The organism is Macrococcus armenti, assembly GCF_020097135.1.
GTDB lineage: Bacteria > Bacillota > Bacilli > Staphylococcales > Staphylococcaceae > Macrococcoides > Macrococcoides armenti.
Map to the genome: position 1 here is coordinate 1,883,778 of NZ_CP083608.1, position 15,644 is coordinate 1,899,421.

Here is a 15,644-nt window from a genome sequence, read left to right on the forward strand (position 1 = left end):
TTTATATTTATAGACTTTTTATCATAATATAATCAATTTGTTTTTCATCACCCATATAAAACGCATGTTGATCAACCTTTTCAAACCCCATCTTCTTATAAAATTCAATCGCGTTAATATTCTTCTCCCATACACCTAGCCAAATGCGTTTGCAGGACAATGATGCAGCTTTCGTAAGCGCATGCTGATATAACTGTTTTCCTAACCCGTGCATCTGGTATTGTTTTAGAATATAAATTCGTTCTATTTCCATATCGTCATCGTTGTACGCTTCTGTCTGAGAGCCTTTTATATTTAACTTTAAATAACCCGAAAGTTGCTGGCCACAATATATAAAATAAAAGAACGATTCAGGATTTAAAAGTTCTCGTTCTATTTTTTCGTCTGTAAAAGCTGTTTTTAAATAATTGTCGATGTTCTCTTTTTTATTTTGTGCTCTGAACGTTTCATCGAAAGTCTGATAAGCGATTTCCTGTAAAGCTGACTTGTCATTTATTGTGCACGCTCTAATCATATCCCCACCCCTTTTTGAAAAATATACCATATATTCAGTGAAAATAGTTAACCATAGTACTTAAAATGTTTAAAGAGGGTGAGCGTGTGAGGGTTCAAAGGATAGAAGTCGAGAATAAGCCGTATCCATTGTATCTATTCTAAAGCATGAAATAGTTTTACTTCAATTTTATGATTAGTTGTTTATTAACATTCTAATCTTAAAATCAATTACCTGTGTTCAACTTGAAAATTTATAGTAAAGTATTTATTACTAAAGGTAAAAAATATTTTACTTTTTGTACTAAATACTTTACCATCATAGTATAAGAGGTGATTGAAGGTGCCATTAAATAACAATAGAAAAATTCAAAATAGAATTGTTGTATTAAGAGCTGAAAGAGGCTTATCACAACGAGAAGTCGCTGATAAATTAGGTGTCAGTAGGCAGACCATTATATCCCTAGAAAAAAATAGATACAATCCATCCTTGAAGTTAGCATTCGATATTGCACTTCTATTCGGTGTAGATTTACATGATGTTTTTCAGTATGAAATAGAGGAGGAGAAATAAATATGGATATTTTCCTAGCCATCTTACGTGTTGTATATGTATTAATATTCTTTGTTGCAGTGTTTATTTCTTTAAAATTCGAAATGGGAGAAGAGAATAAAGATGAACGTGGACAAAGTATTTCAAATAAATCTTATGGTCTTGTTTTTCCGTTAATACCTCTTGGATGGATTTTAATTGAATTATATGATCAGTTCATTAGTCATCTGGACTATGAAACATATAAATTAGCCATTTGGTTTTTAATTACAGGTTTAATGATTCTTCATGCTAGTATCCTAACGGTATTAAAAAGAAGATATTAACACAGATAAATGTGGAAAGGAAGTTTTAGATGAATATATTTTCATGGATTGGGTTGACAGGAATTATTATATTTACCCTTATCCCCTTATTATCAAAAGAAAATAGGACAAAACAAGAGGTACGAAAAGCAATTATAACAATCGTTATTGTGATAGGTATTATCGTTGCGGTAATGATTTTTAACGTTAATTTTTTGAATGCAATTTTATTTGGTGTCATTGCAATGATTTTATTCGATAAAAAAACATATACAAAGAAACGATTAATTATTTATGGAGCGATTATTCTAGTTATTGGAATTGCAGGCTATTCCGTATTTAGAGATAATCCTGATTATGTGCTTAACCATTTGAAGAATCATCCAGAGACATCCTCCCTCTATGTTGCGGAAAATGGTGAGGAATTAATTACCTATCAATCAGATGTTGTACGCCCTTTAGCTAGTACAGTAAAAATACTAATAGCTGTCGAATATGCGATGCAGGTGGAGGAAGGAATACTCAATAAGGAAAGTTACGTACCACTAGATAAGCTGAAGAAATTCTATTATAAGGGTACAGATGGGAATGCACATGAAGCCTGGCTTAAAACAATGGAAGACGAAGGGAAAATCGTTAATAATGAAATAACCTTGCATGATGTTGCAAAAGGAATGATTACTTATAGCTCCAATGCTAATACCGATTATCTTATTCATGTACTTGGTATTGATTCGATCAATGAGCAAGCTCAATCTCTTGGACTTACAAGCCATGAGGAGATTTATCCACTTGTTGGTGGGCTTCTAATTCCAGATTATCTAAAAAATATTAAAAAAGATGAAAATAAATTAATAGAAGAGCTTGAAAAGATGCCGATGGAAATGTATCGAGAAACAGCTGAAGAATTAAGCCAACAAATGAAAGATGGAACTTTCAATATTGAAGACCATACTTTTGATATGCCGCTTGATTTACAAAGAGTATGGTCGGATCGCCTAATTGGGGCATCAGCGAATGATTACGGAAGATTATTAGCAATAATATCAAATAACGAACTTCAAACAGTAGCTGCCCAAACAGTTAGAGATTTACTTGAATGGCCGATGGAAGTAAATGAAGCAAATAACGAACGTTTCACCCATCTTGGTGCAAAAGGTGGATCGACAGCATTCATCCTAAATGATGCAATGTATGCAGAAGATTATAATGGCAATAAAATAGAAATAGTTCTTCTCACAAATGATTTGAACATTTGGCAACAGATTCTACTCAGTCATAATTTAAATTCCTTCGAGTCAAAATTACTTGGTGATGAAGCCTATCGCCAAAAAGTTCAAAAAGAACTTTCCTAATCGTAATTTTTACTGATGTGGTTTAACGTAAAGTTGCTTTCCCACATTGAATTTGATGATTTCAAGGGAATTTACGTTGGTTTAGGATATAAAATGAAAAGGAGTGATTTTAGTAATGAATACAAGTAAAAGTATTGTATTTATCATGATAATGACAGTTATTGGATTGTTGATATTTGATAATGTAGGTGTTTCGGTGGCTTTTGGAATAGGAACGGGCAGTATATTTGGTATAGTGTTTTCAGGCAAAGAATCAAAGAAAGAAGGTTGTGGCTAAAACCGATAAATATTTTCACTAACGGGTGCTTTAGTTAAATAACAATGAATAAAAATCAGCCTGTATCTTATGTTACTATTAAGTAATTTAAGATACAGGTTTTACTATTTTTGAAATAATTACCTTTCACTTCAAATACATGTATTCAAAGTGAAAGTATTGATTTAAATGATTCTTTTGTAATTTACTCTTGATAAGATCCTGAGGTTTGATTATATGATAGTATTGCTTACATAAAACCCTTCTATCTTCCTGTTAATATTTTATGAATACACATCGTTATTAATCCTATTTTACCTTTATCACTATTTAGATCATGAAAAATTTCATAAGTGTTCATCGCAACTTCTTGAAATTTCTCGGTATGCTGCAATGGTACTTTTGTCTCACTTATTTTAAATACATCTTCTAAGTAAAGGTCATTGGTCAATACTTCTGACTTAATTACATGTTTTTCATCATTAGTATTTATTTCATAAACGAAACTCATCGATGCATTAAATAACTTCTGTGTAATTACTGCAATTTCCTTATTCTGAACGATTATCTTTACTTTAGGATGTAGGAATCCTTTCACATAAGCTCGCAATATTTCATTTTGTTCTGCATTTATTAATACGTACTCACCTGGCACTAGTCCTTTATTACTAATAAAAGTTGTTATTATAAATGATTTAATTGTATTCAATGATTTAAATCTACCTAAAAACTTTCCGTCTTCACTATAAATTAATAATTGTTGATTGAAAGCCACTTCATTTGTTATTACAAATTTTTTGTATTTTACAATATCATCCGTAACGATTGCTTTATGTTCAATCGTGGAATGCTTGTATTTATTTATGTAGATGATAGCAATCACCAAATATAAAATGCTTGATAATCCTGTAAATAAGGCATTTAACTTATGATTATAAACATACTCTAATACCGCCCATAATATAATCAGGAAAAATATTATGAACATAATTGTGATAATTTTTTTGAATTGTTGATGTACCAAGTACTCACCTACTTTACTATATCTTAACTTTTATTTCGCTTACATTAATGATACCATGACATTATTGGAATTAAATAGTAAAAAGGAGTCTTACCATGAAAAAACTATGTTTAATGATGTTGTGCACTGTAATGCTTGCGGCTTGTGGGAATGCGAAAGAGAATGAAGCGCCTGACGCAACTGATAAAGATGTTAAGAAATATGATCTCGTATATGCTGAAGTACTGAACAATGGTAATGAAAGCAAGATGTCTATGGAAGTAGGCTATAAGGATAATAAGAAGTTAAAGTCTAAACGATTTGATACAGAAAATGTTACAGAGCACATTCTTAAAGATGAAAGTGCTAAACCATATATATTAATTAAGAAAAATGATGTTCATATTTTCAGGCAGCCATATATCATCTTTGATAATGAAGGTGAATTTGATGCTAAAGTTGAGAAGAAATCTGTTGTGGAGTAGATCAATATGAAAACTTTAAAAATATGCGGAATATTATTATTGCTACTTATGATACCAGAAACAACTGATGCTGGCGGTACACAAAGTTCGTCAAGTTCGAGCTCATCGAGTGCCAGTTCGAGTAGTTCAGCACGATCATCTGCTACATCGAGTGCTGCAGTAAACGCATCACGTATCAATACTATGAGTCGAATGAATAATACGTCACGTATGAATTCTTCACAAAACTTACAGCGTGCAAAAACAAATTTGGTAACACTTACACCACCTGTACGCAACAAAATGACACAACCATTGAAGTACCAGGCGGCACATAATCAGTTTGTGAACAATCAAATATTTTACGGTGCTATGTACGGACATTCTACAAACGTGCAAAGACAACAAGCATTAATCAGACAACAACTCGGCCACCGAAAAGCGTATACGATAAGCGTTAAGCGAAATGGAAGAGAACGATTATATGTCGTATCGAAAGAAATATACGACCGCATCGAAAATGGCGATACCGTTCATATTAAAAATGGCGTTGTGACTTTGAAGGAATAGTAATGTGGGTTGGGAGTGTAGGTGGCGGACTTTTTCATAGTTCGACACCTACAGCTAGTTTTGAGCCCATTCACTTGGCCTAAGTGGCGGACTTCTACATAGTTCGACACCTTTATTTTATAAAAAGCCGTTTCCATCTAAACAATCCAAAAAATATTGAAAATCAGAACTTTGAATATCTTCCGTCATCGTTTCAAAAGGAATGTAGCAAAGTAACAATTCACTTAATTTCTGAGCTTGTCCATAAACTTTAAAATTTGATACCTTTTTACCATCTTTTGATTCTAAGACGATAGTTACCCCTCTACCAGAATTATGTCTTCCGATGAGTGAACGATAAGTAAGTTCAGATTCTGTAGAGTATGTATCTTCTCCTTTATTTTTATATCCAGCATCTATGATTTTATTAAGTGCATGTTTATCGCTAATATGAAATAGTTTATAAATATACTGCGGGTCAACTTCTTCATCATTGCGATAATCAACTTGATGAATTGAACGAACTGGTATTTCATATGCTTTATATTGTTTCAGCAGTGCTTCAATATTGTCTCTATCATTAGATAATCGCTTCATCTTGTTATATCGTTCGAACATTTCTTCATAAGTCATGATGTCCCTCCGAAATATTTTATAAGTACTCTTCAATCAACATGTTCACTGCCGGTGCGATTTTCTCTTTATCATTAATATTCACATACTTCACATCAGTAATTTCACTGTTCATCTGAATATCTCCAATGTCTCCATCATACTTGTAGCAACGTAATTCCACGGTTTTATCTGTATCCGGATATGCTGGACCGGTCACTGTATATAAGTATTGCATGTTTTCTTTATCAAGATCTAAACTCAACTCTTCTCGTAATTCTCTTTCTAATGATGTACGATCATCTTCCCCCGCTTCAATCTTTCCTCCTGGTAAATAGTAATGCTCATTCTCTCTTACTTTAACGAGCAGCAACTTCCCATCTTTCATATGTACTAAATTTGCGCATGTGTAATGTATCATCGTAGTCCTCCTGTTTCATGTTTCATATAATTATACATGATGTTAATCACTCAAAAAAGAGCTCAAATGTGATAAATGCGATGAATAATATGTATAAATTTTTCATTCCTTAACCTCCTGTAATTGAGAATTATTATCATTAACAATAATTCTCAATTACAGGAGGTGATAAATAAAATTGTACATTTTTTGAGTACATGTATAGATTACGGAATCTGATGCTTGAGGGAAGTCATTTTGTGCCAGGATGATGTTGATTGACTTGGCTCATATTTTTATTTTATGAGCCAACTTGTAGACAGGACAAGGGCGGATGGCATCTTTTTTCAAAGTGGCTCGTGTTTTTTATTCACGTGCCACCTCGAACTCTTCTCATGTCCCTTTCTATCGAAAGTGGCTCGTGTTTTTTATTCACGTGCCACCTCGACCTTCTCACATGTCACTTTCTCTCCAAAGTGGCTCGTGTTTTTTATTCACGTGCCACCTCGACCTTCTCACATGTCACTTTCTCTCCAAAGTGGCTCGTGTTTTTTATTCACGTGCCACCTCACCTTAACATCATCATCAGCATTCAATACTTCACTCAACTAAAAAACACCATCAATCAATTCAAATGAATCGACGAATGGTGTTATAAAGATTATTACATCATTCCTGGCATGCCGCCCATTCCCATATCTGGTGCTGGGTTTTCTTCTGGCATTTCTGCTACAACTGCCTCAGTCGTTAAGAACATTGCCGCAACACTTGCTGCGTTTTGTAATGCTGAACGCGTTACTTTCGTTGGATCCACGATTCCAGCTTCAATCATGTTTACCCACTCATCTGTTGCAGCGTTATATCCTACGCCTGTTTCAGCATGTTTAATTTTTTCTACGATAACTGATCCTTCAAGCCCTGCATTCTCAGCGATTTGACGGATTGGTGCTTCTAGTGCTTTCAGTACGATATTCACACCTGTTGCAACATCACCTTCAGCTTCAACTGAAGCAACTTTATTATAAATTGATACTAATGCTGTTCCTCCACCTGCTACAATACCTTCTTCAACTGCTGCGCGTGTAGAGTTTAATGCATCTTCAATACGTAATTTACGCTCTTTAAGTTCTGTTTCAGTTGCTGCACCTACTTTAATTACTGCAACACCGCCTGCTAATTTCGCTAAACGTTCCTGTAATTTTTCTTTATCAAATTCAGATGTTGTTTCTTCGATCTGAGCTTTTAATTGTCCAACACGTGCATCGATGCTTGAAGCATCGCCACGTCCTTCAACGATTGTTGTATTATCTTTCGTTACGTGAACTTTACCAGCGTTACCTAACATTTCTACTGTTGTGTCTTTTAAGTCTAATCCAAGGTCGTCTGTAATCACTTGTCCACCTGTTAAGATTGCTAAATCTTCTAACATCGCTTTACGACGGTCACCAAACCCTGGTGCTTTTACTGCTACTGCAGTGAATGTTCCACGTAATCGGTTTAACACGATGTTTGTAAGTGCATCGCCATCAACGTCTTCTGCTACGATTAAGATTGGACGTGATGTTTGAACGATTTGTTCTAATATCGGTAATATATCCTGGAATGAAGAAATCTTCTTATCTGTAATTAAGATGTACGGGTTCTCTAAGTCTGCAATCATCTTATCTGAATCTGTTACCATATAAGGTGAAGCATATCCGCGGTCGAACTGCATACCTTCTACGACTTCAAGTTCTGTTTTGAATCCTTTAGATTCTTCAATTGTGATAACGCCGTCGTTACCTACTTTTTCCATTGCTTCAGAGATAAATACTCCGATTTCTTCATCCGCTGCTGAGATGCTACCAACTTGTGCGATTTCTTCTTTGCTTGAAACTTCTTTAGAGATTGATTTTAATTCTTCAAGCGCTACAGCTACTGCTTTGTCGATACCTTGACGGATACCAACAGGGTTCGCACCACTCGTTACGTTCTTCAGACCTTCCTGAATCATCGCTTGTGCTAATACTGTTGCAGTTGTAGTACCGTCACCTGCGATTTCGTTCGTCTTGTTTGCGACTTCAGCGACAAGTTTTGCACCCATATTCTCATATGGATCTTCTAATTCGATTTCTTTCGCGATTGTTACACCATCGTTTGTAATAAGTGGCGCTACAAATTTCTTATCTAGTACGACGTTACGTCCTTTAGGTCCAAGTGTTACTTTAACAGCGTTTGCTAATTTATCTACACCTGAAAGCATTGAGCGTCTTGCATCTTCAGAAAACTTAATCTCTTTAACCATTAATTAATTCCTCCATTTATTAATAAATTTTTGAAAAGTATGTTTTATTCTACGATTGCGATAATATCTTCTTCTTTTAATACGATATAAGATTCGTCACCAGTCTTAACTTCAGTGCCACCGAACGGTTCATACACGACACGGTCACCTACATTAACACCGATTTCAACGCGTTCACCATTATTAAGGATGCGTCCTGTACCTACTGCTACGACAGTACCTTCATTTGTCTTCTCTTTCGCAGAATCCGTTAATACGATTCCACTTGCTGTTGTTGTTTCTCTTTCAGTCTTCTCAATTACGACACGATTTCCATATGGTTTTAACACGATAACTTCCTCCTTATATTCACATTACACTTTTAGTTAGCACTCTATCATTGATAGTGCTAATATACTTTTATAATAATCAAAGAAGGTCAAAAAAGCAAATATTTTAATTCATTTTTTTATTATGAATACTTTCACTCTTATCACTTTCTAATTTACAGTTACTTACGGTACAATGAGTATTGAAATTAAATTTAGAGGGGTATTATAGTGAAGCTAAGCAGATTATGGGTTAACATTCTTACCGTATTAATTTATATCGGTTCTCAGTTATTTGTACTGATTCCAACGAGTATTTTTATTAAGCAAGGTCATGACAGTAACACAGCATTCTTAATGGCAGTGCCATACTATGTCGGTTCGTTTGTAGTTGCAAGTCTACTTGTAATATTCATTAATACGAGAATCAAAAATAAAACACGTGTCGAACGTTCAGTTAAAACGGACACGCTTTCAACAATCGGATTAATTGTCGGTGGTTTCTTTATCTCACTTTTCGCGCAGATGATGCTCGGTATGATCAATACATACATATTAAATCAACCGCTTGAAAGTCAGAATACAACGCAAATTATGGGCATTGCTAAACAGGCACCGATCTTCATTATTCTTATTGCAATCGTTGGTCCGATATTAGAGGAATTCGTCTTCAGAAAAGTAATATTCGGTGAGATTTATGACCTTATAAAAGGAAATCGCGGAGTAGCATTTGTCATCAGTGTACTGATTAGTGGATTCATCTTCTCAGCAGCGCATAGCGACTTTAACCATACGCTTATTTATATGGGGATGTCTGTAGTATTCAGTGGTTTATACGTATTATCAAATCGTATCATCGTACCGATTGCAGCACACATGTTAATGAACGGGTTCGTTGTATTAATGCAAGTTGTGTTTGCGGATAAAGTCATCGAGGCACAAAAGCAGTTAGAACAAGTAAACTTTATCATGCATCTATTCCATTAAAAAGAAGCTGGAAATCCAGCTTCTTTTTAATTACCATAATTTTTTAACGTTCCACAGTCGTTCTTCGCATGTCGCAATAATTGTTTTCAACGCTTTAATTCTTGCAGCACGTTTGTTGTTTGCAGGGATAATAACCCACGGTGCATGTTCTGTCGTTGTATGATTAATCATATCTTTACTCGCTTCTAAATACAGATCCCACTTCTCACGGTTACGCCAGTCTTCATCTGTAATCTTCCATTGTTTCTCAGGTGTTACCTGTCGCTCTTCGAATCGTTTCAATTGTTCATCCTTATCCAGCACTAAGAAGAATTTAATGACGATTGCACCTTCTATAGATAGCGCTTTTTCAAACTTGTTAATTTCATCGTATGCGCGCTGCCATTCTTTCGTCGTTGCAAATCCTTCAACACGTTCTACTAATACACGTCCATACCAGCTACGGTCAAAGATTTCAATATGTCCGCTTCTCGGCACGTCTGTTGCAAAGCGCCATAAGTAATGATAACTCAGCTCCGTTTCAGTCGGTGCACTAATCGCGTTCACCTCATATCCAGATGGATCCAGCGACTCACGGACACGTTTAATGTTACCGCCTTTCCCTGCAGCGTCCATACCTTCATATACGAGCATAAGCGGAATTTTACGTTCATATAGTGCGTACTGCAGTTCACGAATACGTGCCTGTAGTTTCGGTAACAGTTCTTTATATTCTGCTTTAGACATATCGTCTGAAGTATCTTCAAACATATCTGTTTGAAAGTCCTCAGTAAACTTTCCATCTCGTTCGTCAGAAATCTTTTTCTTGTCCTTTAACGCTTTCTCTAAACGCTTAATAATGACTTCATACATTTCATTTGCGGCTTTACCACGTTCTGTATAATCGATATGTGTCCATGGGGCAATCTCTTCAGTTGCTTTCATTAAATTCACCATGCCATCCTGATATACATCAATCGGAATGTTTGTTTCATATTCCTGCGCCTTCCATCTTGTAAGAGGATTCTTCTTCGTCTGTTCGATATGTTCCTGACGCTTTTGCTCGTTTACAGATAAGTAGAATTTAATAATGACATATCCATCATCTGAAAGCATTGATTCGAAACCTTTAATTTCCTGTGTTAATAATTCATAATCCTTAATAATATCTTTCTTATATCCATGTACTTCGTAATCAAGTTTCTGCGCATACCAACTACGGAAAAATAACGTTACGCCCCCTTTTTTAGGGATGTTGTTCCAGTAAGGATATAAAAACGGATAACGTAGTAGCTCTTCATCCGGGCGCTTCGTCGCATAAAAGTTTGTATATTTCGCATCCAGTGTTAATAGTAGTTCATTTGAAAGACGTGATTTTCCTGATGCAGGTATCCCTTCAAATATAACCATAACTGGTATGCCTAGAGCATTCGTTTGGCGCACAAGTTCTGCTGTTTTTAACTGTAACTGTTCATCTATTTTTGTCATATGAATCCCCCTTTGTTAGTTTTATTATACTATTAATTATTAATATTTTAATGAATTTTATATTCCATTATTTCGATGATTGAAGTATTATTAGAATTGTAAGAAAAATTAGATAATAAGGGGAGATTCCATGACAACATTTCAGAACTATGAATATAAACGTCCAGACTTAAATGCGGTCGGCGAATCTATCGATAAGTTGTTAACACAATTTAATGATGCAGATTCTGCTGAAACACAAGTCGCTATTATCGATGAAATCAATAAAGTAAGAAATCATTTAGATACGGCAATGAACCTTGCGTATATTCGTGCTTCTATCGATACAAACGATGAATTCTATTCAAAAGAACGCGACTTTTTAGACGAAAATGGTGGGGAAGTCGTTCAAATTGAATCTAAATATTATAAAGCATTGGCAAATAGTAAATTTAAAGATGAACTTCGTGATAAATATGGCGATCAACTCTTTGATCTTGCAGAACTGTTTGTAAAACAATACGATGATTCAATTAAAGACTTACTAAACAAAGAAAATAAAATTGCTTCTGAATACAGCAAACTTGTTGCTTCAGCAGAAATTGAGTTTAATGGCGAAACGTACACATTCGCGCAGATGGGACAATTTATTGAATCTGATGATAGAGATACGCGTAAAGCAGCGAAACTCACTGTCGAATCATATCGTGCAAACTTAATCGATCAATATGATGAAATTTATGACCGTCTCGTAAAAGTAAGACATGAAATCGCAGTTAAGCTTGGTTTTGACAACTTTATCGAACTAGGTTACGTACGTATGCGCCGTGTCGACTACACACCGGACATGGTTAAAAAATATCGCGATCAAATTCATAAACACGTTGTACCGGTTGCAGAAAGTTTATATAAAGCTCAGATGAAGCGTAACGGCTGGGATAGTATTAAACCATATGATGAGCCGGTTGTATTTCTTTCAGGTAATGAAAAACCTAAAGATGACGGTAAAACAATTTTAGAAAATGGTCGTAAAATGTATAAAGAACTAAGTCCTGAAACAGATGAATTTTATCTGTTTATGATGGACCGAGAACTGTTCGATGCTGAAGCCAAAAAAGGTAAAGAAGCAGGTGGATACTGTACATTCATCCATGATTACAATTCACCATTTATTTTCTCAAACTTCAACGGAACAGACCACGATATTACAGTATTAACACACGAAGCAGGTCACGCTTTCCAAGTATATCGTTCACAAAACTTATTACCGGATTACTTATGGCCGACACACGAATCATGTGAAATTCATTCTATGAGTATGGAATTCTTCACTTATAAATGGATGGATTTATTCTTTAACAATGCGGATAAGTTTAAATATAAACATATCGGTGACGGAATCAAATTCCTGCCGTATGGTGTTGCAGTCGATGAATTCCAGCATATTGTTTACGCTAATCCTGAAATGACACCAGAAGAACGTCGTGCAGAGTGGTCAAAACTAGAAAAGAAATATTTACCACATAAAGATCATGACGGTATTGAATCATTGGAAAGTGGTGCATTCTGGCATCGTCAAGGCCACATCTTCAGCATGCCATTCTACTATATTGACTATACATTAGCGCAAGTATGTGCATTCCAGTTCTTCAAACGTTCTACTGAAGACTTTGAAGCTGCATGGAAAGATTACTTACACATTTGTGATATCGGTGGTTCATTACCATTCAACAAAATTGTGGAATCTGCACATTTACGCTCTCCATTCCAGGAAGGTACACTTGAAGATACGATGACGTTCCTTGAAGACTATTTAGATGAAATGGATACAAGTAACTTTTAAACAATACAAAAGACAGAAATTTTCATTTCTGTCTTTTCTTTATGCAGTAAACTACTGCCCTCTCATTATTCGTATACCGATACCGTCAGGATCCTGAATCATCGAAGACGTTCCGTCCTGTACTTCAATCATCCCTTTATCTTTAAACACTTTCATAAAGTATGCTAAATCTTCTTCATTCGGGATATTCAGCTCAAACTTACGCAGTCCTGGATAGTTTATACGCGCACGCTCTGTCTGATGCTGCCACGTATTTAACCCTAAATGATGATGATAACCCGCAGTTGCCATAAATGCAGCCTGATTACCATATGTCGTCATTACGTCCATGCCGAACAACTCATTATAAAACGCGATTGATTGCTCTAAATTAGTAACGGATAAATGCATATGGCCAATAATCGTATCACTCGGCATGCCGTCAAATGGGCTACCTTCATTTGCATCAATTACACCTTGAAAATCCATCTCTTTTGTCCCCATAACGATATTTCCATTATCTTCATAACGCCATGTATTGCTCGGATAATCATGATAAATTTCAATACCGTTACCTTCTGGATCCTGTAAATATAGTGCTTCAGAAACATCGTGATTACTCGCACCTGCTAACGGATATTCTGTTTTAATCAGATGATAAAATATATTACCAAGTGAGGCACGTGTAGGTACTAGAAGTGCAAAGTGAAATAATCCAGCAGTGTCGATTCTTTTTTCATCTGTTTGATATAAGTAAACAAGTGGTCGCTTTGCCGTACCCAGTACTGCAAAAGCAGTAGTTTGTTCAAGAATTTGCATCCCTAATATTTCATGATAAAACTTCACGCTGTTTTCTAAAAAGTTTACATTTAAGTGAACTGCGCCAATATGCGTATCATTTGAAAAATATTGTTTCTCCATTTATATCCCTCATCATCGTATATTTTTGATATAATTATTATACTACAAACTTGGTTTACAAAACATTTAAAATGTTTCAGTTATATATGAAATGTTAAATGTGTGTAACAATCATACTTGTTCATAGAAAAAGTGTACATTCTCCATTATAATGAACGTAATTGGAAATTGGAGGAGCTAACATGCATAACTTTAAAATAAATACAGCGCTATTGACTGCAACGTGCTTAGTCGTCTTATCAGCGCCACAAGTAAATGCTGCTGAAACAACTGAAATTGTTTCAACAGAAATAAATCATACAACAGAGGTACCGACGACCGAAAGTCAACTCGCACCCTCAATTGAAATCGTATCAACAGAAATTACTCCTAATAATACGACTGAGAAGCCATCAACTTCTGAATCTCAACCAACAACAGAGACTCCATCCGATGAACAGACAACTGAGAAACCTTCTGTAGAATCAACGACTGTACAACCGACTACTGAAGTACCAACAACAGAACAGCCTAAAACAGAAGTCCCTACTGTAGAAAAACCGACTACTGAACTACCTAAACCAAGTCAACCTTCAGATAGTGGTAGCACGCCAACACCACCTGACCAACATATACCGGAATCACCAAGTAATTCAGGAACACCAAGTAATCCTGATGAACCCGGTAATTTCGTTGAACCAGCATTCCCGGAACAGCCTACTGAAGATTCGATTCCTAACGGTATTAAACCGGGTAAGTTCAAACCTACGGATGGCGAGGCATATTATGCTGATTTAGATAAACAAGTCTTTGATTTAATTACTAGTGATATTAAACCAAAGAAAGATAAAGATAAGACGATAGATAAGAAGGATAAAACTAAAAAAGATAAGAAAGATAAGAAAGATAAATTGCCTGATACAGGTGAGAGCCCATTAATATATTTAATATTACCGCTTATGTTATTATGTTCAGGCTTATTTCTTTTACGTAAATAATAAAACCCGGCTCCATGAGTAAATATTTACTCATGGAGCCGGATCATTTTTTATAAATTTTCCTGTTCGTGCGTAATTTTACGTGTTTCATTTAAATTCTGCATATTAGAAATGACTGTATCCTTTAAATATGCACAAATTCTTAAGTATAATACGTCAACTATTGTAAGTTGTGCTGTACGCACTGTCATATAACCAAGATTCACTTCGTTCTCTTCTTTCCCCATCGCAAGTACGATATCTGCCATACGAATCGCAGGCGATGAGAATTTTTGTGATAATAATATAATCTTTATACCTTTTTCTTTAGCGTATTTGCAAATATCTGTAATAATTTTGTTCTTGCTTGTTTCAGAAGTGATGAATAATACATCACCGGCTTCAAAGTGTCCTAATATTGTTATTGCCGATAATAAATCAGTAGCTAAAATCGCAGTCTGATCAATGCTCATAAACTTAATATGTAAATCTGTAGCAACAACACGTGAATTGCCGACACCGAAAATCATTACACGTTTTGCACTCGTAATTGCTTGTGCCGCTTCATCGATTACTTGTGCTGATATTACTTTTTCCGTGTTATAAAGTGCCTGAATCGTATTATTAAATACTTTTTCCTTCATAACATCTTTGTCATCTGTAAGTTCAATTTTTGTCGGAACTTTCTTATCTGCTATTGTATGCAGCTCACGCGCTAATTCAACTTTTACAACTTTAATCCCAGATAAACCGAGACGTTTACTGAAGCGAACGATTGCTGCTTCACTCGTATTTGAAAGGCTTGCAATTTCTTTAATAGGCAAGTTAACAACTTTCTCCGGATATTCTATTACTACATCTGCAATTCTCTTCTCAACTGGTGTAAAGCTGTCATACATCTTAGTAATTTGTCCTAATACTGAATACATTT

Annotated in this window: 18 protein-coding genes; 9 read left to right on the top strand and 9 right to left on the bottom strand. The window is 35.2% G+C overall.

Features of this window, described 5'->3' with window-relative positions; genetic code table 11:
* Window positions 1-7 precede the first annotated feature (7 nt).
* Window positions 8-514 carry a GNAT family N-acetyltransferase gene (locus tag LAU42_RS10145; protein WP_224183450.1) on the bottom strand — a complete coding sequence of 169 codons (507 nt, stop codon included), beginning with the start codon at window positions 512-514 and terminating at the stop codon, window positions 8-10.
* A gap of 321 nt (window positions 515-835) precedes the next feature.
* On the opposite strand from LAU42_RS10145, the gene LAU42_RS10150 reads away from it, so the two are divergent.
* The 4 genes from LAU42_RS10150 to LAU42_RS10165 all read left to right on the top strand — a co-directional run bounded on the left by LAU42_RS10150 (window position 836) and on the right by LAU42_RS10165 (window position 2,982).
* Window positions 836-1,066: a helix-turn-helix transcriptional regulator gene (locus LAU42_RS10150; protein ID WP_408634871.1), complete on the top strand. Its 231-nt coding sequence runs from the start codon at window positions 836-838 to the stop codon at window positions 1,064-1,066.
* A 2-nt stretch (window positions 1,067-1,068) separates the two neighbouring features.
* Window positions 1,069-1,371 (top strand): hypothetical protein, encoded by a 303-nt coding sequence (locus LAU42_RS10155; RefSeq protein ID WP_052255516.1) that lies wholly within the window; start codon window positions 1,069-1,071, stop codon window positions 1,369-1,371.
* 29 nt (window positions 1,372-1,400) lie between these two features.
* Window positions 1,401-2,705 (top strand): serine hydrolase, encoded by a 1,305-nt coding sequence (locus tag LAU42_RS10160; protein ID WP_224183451.1) that lies wholly within the window; start codon window positions 1,401-1,403, stop codon window positions 2,703-2,705.
* 115 nt (window positions 2,706-2,820) lie between these two features.
* Window positions 2,821-2,982, top strand: coding sequence for a hypothetical protein (locus tag LAU42_RS10165; protein ID WP_224183452.1), 162 nt, complete (start codon window positions 2,821-2,823; stop codon window positions 2,980-2,982).
* Between the two features lie 244 nt (window positions 2,983-3,226).
* On the opposite strand, the gene LAU42_RS10170 is transcribed toward LAU42_RS10165, so the two are convergent.
* On the bottom strand, window positions 3,227-3,949 hold the full coding sequence (locus LAU42_RS10170) for a hypothetical protein (RefSeq protein WP_224183453.1): 723 nt from the start codon (window positions 3,947-3,949) through the stop codon (window positions 3,227-3,229).
* A 131-nt stretch (window positions 3,950-4,080) separates the two neighbouring features.
* Between LAU42_RS10170 and LAU42_RS10175 the strand changes: the two genes are divergently transcribed.
* Window positions 4,081-4,449: a hypothetical protein gene (locus LAU42_RS10175; protein ID WP_224183454.1), complete on the top strand. Its 369-nt coding sequence runs from the start codon at window positions 4,081-4,083 to the stop codon at window positions 4,447-4,449.
* A gap of 6 nt (window positions 4,450-4,455) precedes the next feature.
* Window positions 4,456-4,998, top strand: coding sequence for a hypothetical protein (locus tag LAU42_RS10180; RefSeq protein ID WP_224183455.1), 543 nt, complete (start codon window positions 4,456-4,458; stop codon window positions 4,996-4,998).
* 117 nt (window positions 4,999-5,115) lie between these two features.
* Here the strand turns inward: LAU42_RS10180 and LAU42_RS10185 are convergent, their stop codons facing one another.
* The 4 genes from LAU42_RS10185 to groES all read right to left on the bottom strand — a co-directional run bounded on the left by LAU42_RS10185 (window position 5,116) and on the right by groES (window position 8,602).
* The gene (locus LAU42_RS10185; RefSeq protein ID WP_224183456.1) at window positions 5,116-5,610 is read right to left on the bottom strand and encodes a hypothetical protein; all 495 of its coding nucleotides are present in this window, start codon (window positions 5,608-5,610) and stop codon (window positions 5,116-5,118) included.
* A 19-nt stretch (window positions 5,611-5,629) separates the two neighbouring features.
* A complete protein-coding gene (locus LAU42_RS10190) occupies window positions 5,630-6,010 on the bottom strand; it encodes an NUDIX hydrolase (protein ID WP_224183457.1) in 381 nt (126 codons plus the stop codon).
* Window positions 6,011-6,653: 643 nt separating this feature from the next.
* On the bottom strand, window positions 6,654-8,273 hold the full coding sequence (gene groL, locus LAU42_RS10195) for a chaperonin GroEL (RefSeq protein ID WP_224183458.1): 1,620 nt from the start codon (window positions 8,271-8,273) through the stop codon (window positions 6,654-6,656).
* A 44-nt stretch (window positions 8,274-8,317) separates the two neighbouring features.
* The gene (gene groES, locus LAU42_RS10200; protein ID WP_224183459.1) at window positions 8,318-8,602 is read right to left on the bottom strand and encodes a co-chaperone GroES; all 285 of its coding nucleotides are present in this window, start codon (window positions 8,600-8,602) and stop codon (window positions 8,318-8,320) included.
* Between the two features lie 210 nt (window positions 8,603-8,812).
* On the opposite strand from groES, the gene mroQ reads away from it, so the two are divergent.
* Window positions 8,813-9,568 (top strand): intramembrane glutamic endopeptidase MroQ, encoded by a 756-nt coding sequence (gene mroQ, locus LAU42_RS10205; protein ID WP_224183460.1) that lies wholly within the window; start codon window positions 8,813-8,815, stop codon window positions 9,566-9,568.
* A 30-nt stretch (window positions 9,569-9,598) separates the two neighbouring features.
* Here mroQ and LAU42_RS10210 read toward each other — a convergent pair whose 3' ends face one another.
* Entirely contained in the window at window positions 9,599-11,035 is a 1,437-nt protein-coding gene (locus LAU42_RS10210) for a phosphate--AMP phosphotransferase (protein ID WP_224183461.1), read from the bottom strand.
* Window positions 11,036-11,165: 130 nt separating this feature from the next.
* Between LAU42_RS10210 and LAU42_RS10215 the strand changes: the two genes are divergently transcribed.
* Window positions 11,166-12,857 carry a M3 family oligoendopeptidase gene (locus LAU42_RS10215; protein ID WP_224183462.1) on the top strand — a complete coding sequence of 564 codons (1,692 nt, stop codon included), beginning with the start codon at window positions 11,166-11,168 and terminating at the stop codon, window positions 12,855-12,857.
* A gap of 51 nt (window positions 12,858-12,908) precedes the next feature.
* On the opposite strand, the gene LAU42_RS10220 is transcribed toward LAU42_RS10215, so the two are convergent.
* A complete protein-coding gene (locus LAU42_RS10220) occupies window positions 12,909-13,757 on the bottom strand; it encodes a VOC family protein (protein ID WP_224183463.1) in 849 nt (282 codons plus the stop codon).
* A 182-nt stretch (window positions 13,758-13,939) separates the two neighbouring features.
* Here LAU42_RS10220 and LAU42_RS10225 point away from each other — a divergent pair, with 182 nt between their 5' ends.
* On the top strand, window positions 13,940-14,734 hold the full coding sequence (locus LAU42_RS10225) for an LPXTG cell wall anchor domain-containing protein (RefSeq protein ID WP_224183464.1): 795 nt from the start codon (window positions 13,940-13,942) through the stop codon (window positions 14,732-14,734).
* 50 nt (window positions 14,735-14,784) lie between these two features.
* Here the strand turns inward: LAU42_RS10225 and LAU42_RS10230 are convergent, their stop codons facing one another.
* The gene (locus LAU42_RS10230) at window positions 14,785-15,642 is read right to left on the bottom strand and encodes a MurR/RpiR family transcriptional regulator (RefSeq protein WP_224183465.1); all 858 of its coding nucleotides are present in this window, start codon (window positions 15,640-15,642) and stop codon (window positions 14,785-14,787) included.
* Window positions 15,643-15,644: the final 2 nt, after the last annotated feature.

Coding starts and splice junctions, on each gene's coding strand:
- groL (WP_224183458.1), bottom strand. CDS start 8,273: ATGGTTAAAGAGATTAAGTTTTCTGAAGATGCAAGACGCTCAATGCTT.
- LAU42_RS10165 (WP_224183452.1), top strand. CDS start 2,821: ATGAATACAAGTAAAAGTATTGTATTTATCATGATAATGACAGTTATT.
- LAU42_RS10145 (WP_224183450.1), bottom strand. CDS start 514: ATGATTAGAGCGTGCACAATAAATGACAAGTCAGCTTTACAGGAAATC.
- LAU42_RS10210 (WP_224183461.1), bottom strand. CDS start 11,035: ATGACAAAAATAGATGAACAGTTACAGTTAAAAACAGCAGAACTTGTG.
- LAU42_RS10215 (WP_224183462.1), top strand. CDS start 11,166: ATGACAACATTTCAGAACTATGAATATAAACGTCCAGACTTAAATGCG.
- LAU42_RS10180 (WP_224183455.1), top strand. CDS start 4,456: ATGAAAACTTTAAAAATATGCGGAATATTATTATTGCTACTTATGATA.
- LAU42_RS10220 (WP_224183463.1), bottom strand. CDS start 13,757: ATGGAGAAACAATATTTTTCAAATGATACGCATATTGGCGCAGTTCAC.
- LAU42_RS10155 (WP_052255516.1), top strand. CDS start 1,069: ATGGATATTTTCCTAGCCATCTTACGTGTTGTATATGTATTAATATTC.
- LAU42_RS10190 (WP_224183457.1), bottom strand. CDS start 6,010: ATGATACATTACACATGCGCAAATTTAGTACATATGAAAGATGGGAAG.
- LAU42_RS10225 (WP_224183464.1), top strand. CDS start 13,940: ATGCATAACTTTAAAATAAATACAGCGCTATTGACTGCAACGTGCTTA.
- LAU42_RS10175 (WP_224183454.1), top strand. CDS start 4,081: ATGAAAAAACTATGTTTAATGATGTTGTGCACTGTAATGCTTGCGGCT.
- LAU42_RS10185 (WP_224183456.1), bottom strand. CDS start 5,610: ATGACTTATGAAGAAATGTTCGAACGATATAACAAGATGAAGCGATTA.
- LAU42_RS10230 (WP_224183465.1), bottom strand. CDS start 15,642: ATGTATTCAGTATTAGGACAAATTACTAAGATGTATGACAGCTTTACA.
- LAU42_RS10170 (WP_224183453.1), bottom strand. CDS start 3,949: ATGTTCATAATATTTTTCCTGATTATATTATGGGCGGTATTAGAGTAT.
- LAU42_RS10160 (WP_224183451.1), top strand. CDS start 1,401: ATGAATATATTTTCATGGATTGGGTTGACAGGAATTATTATATTTACC.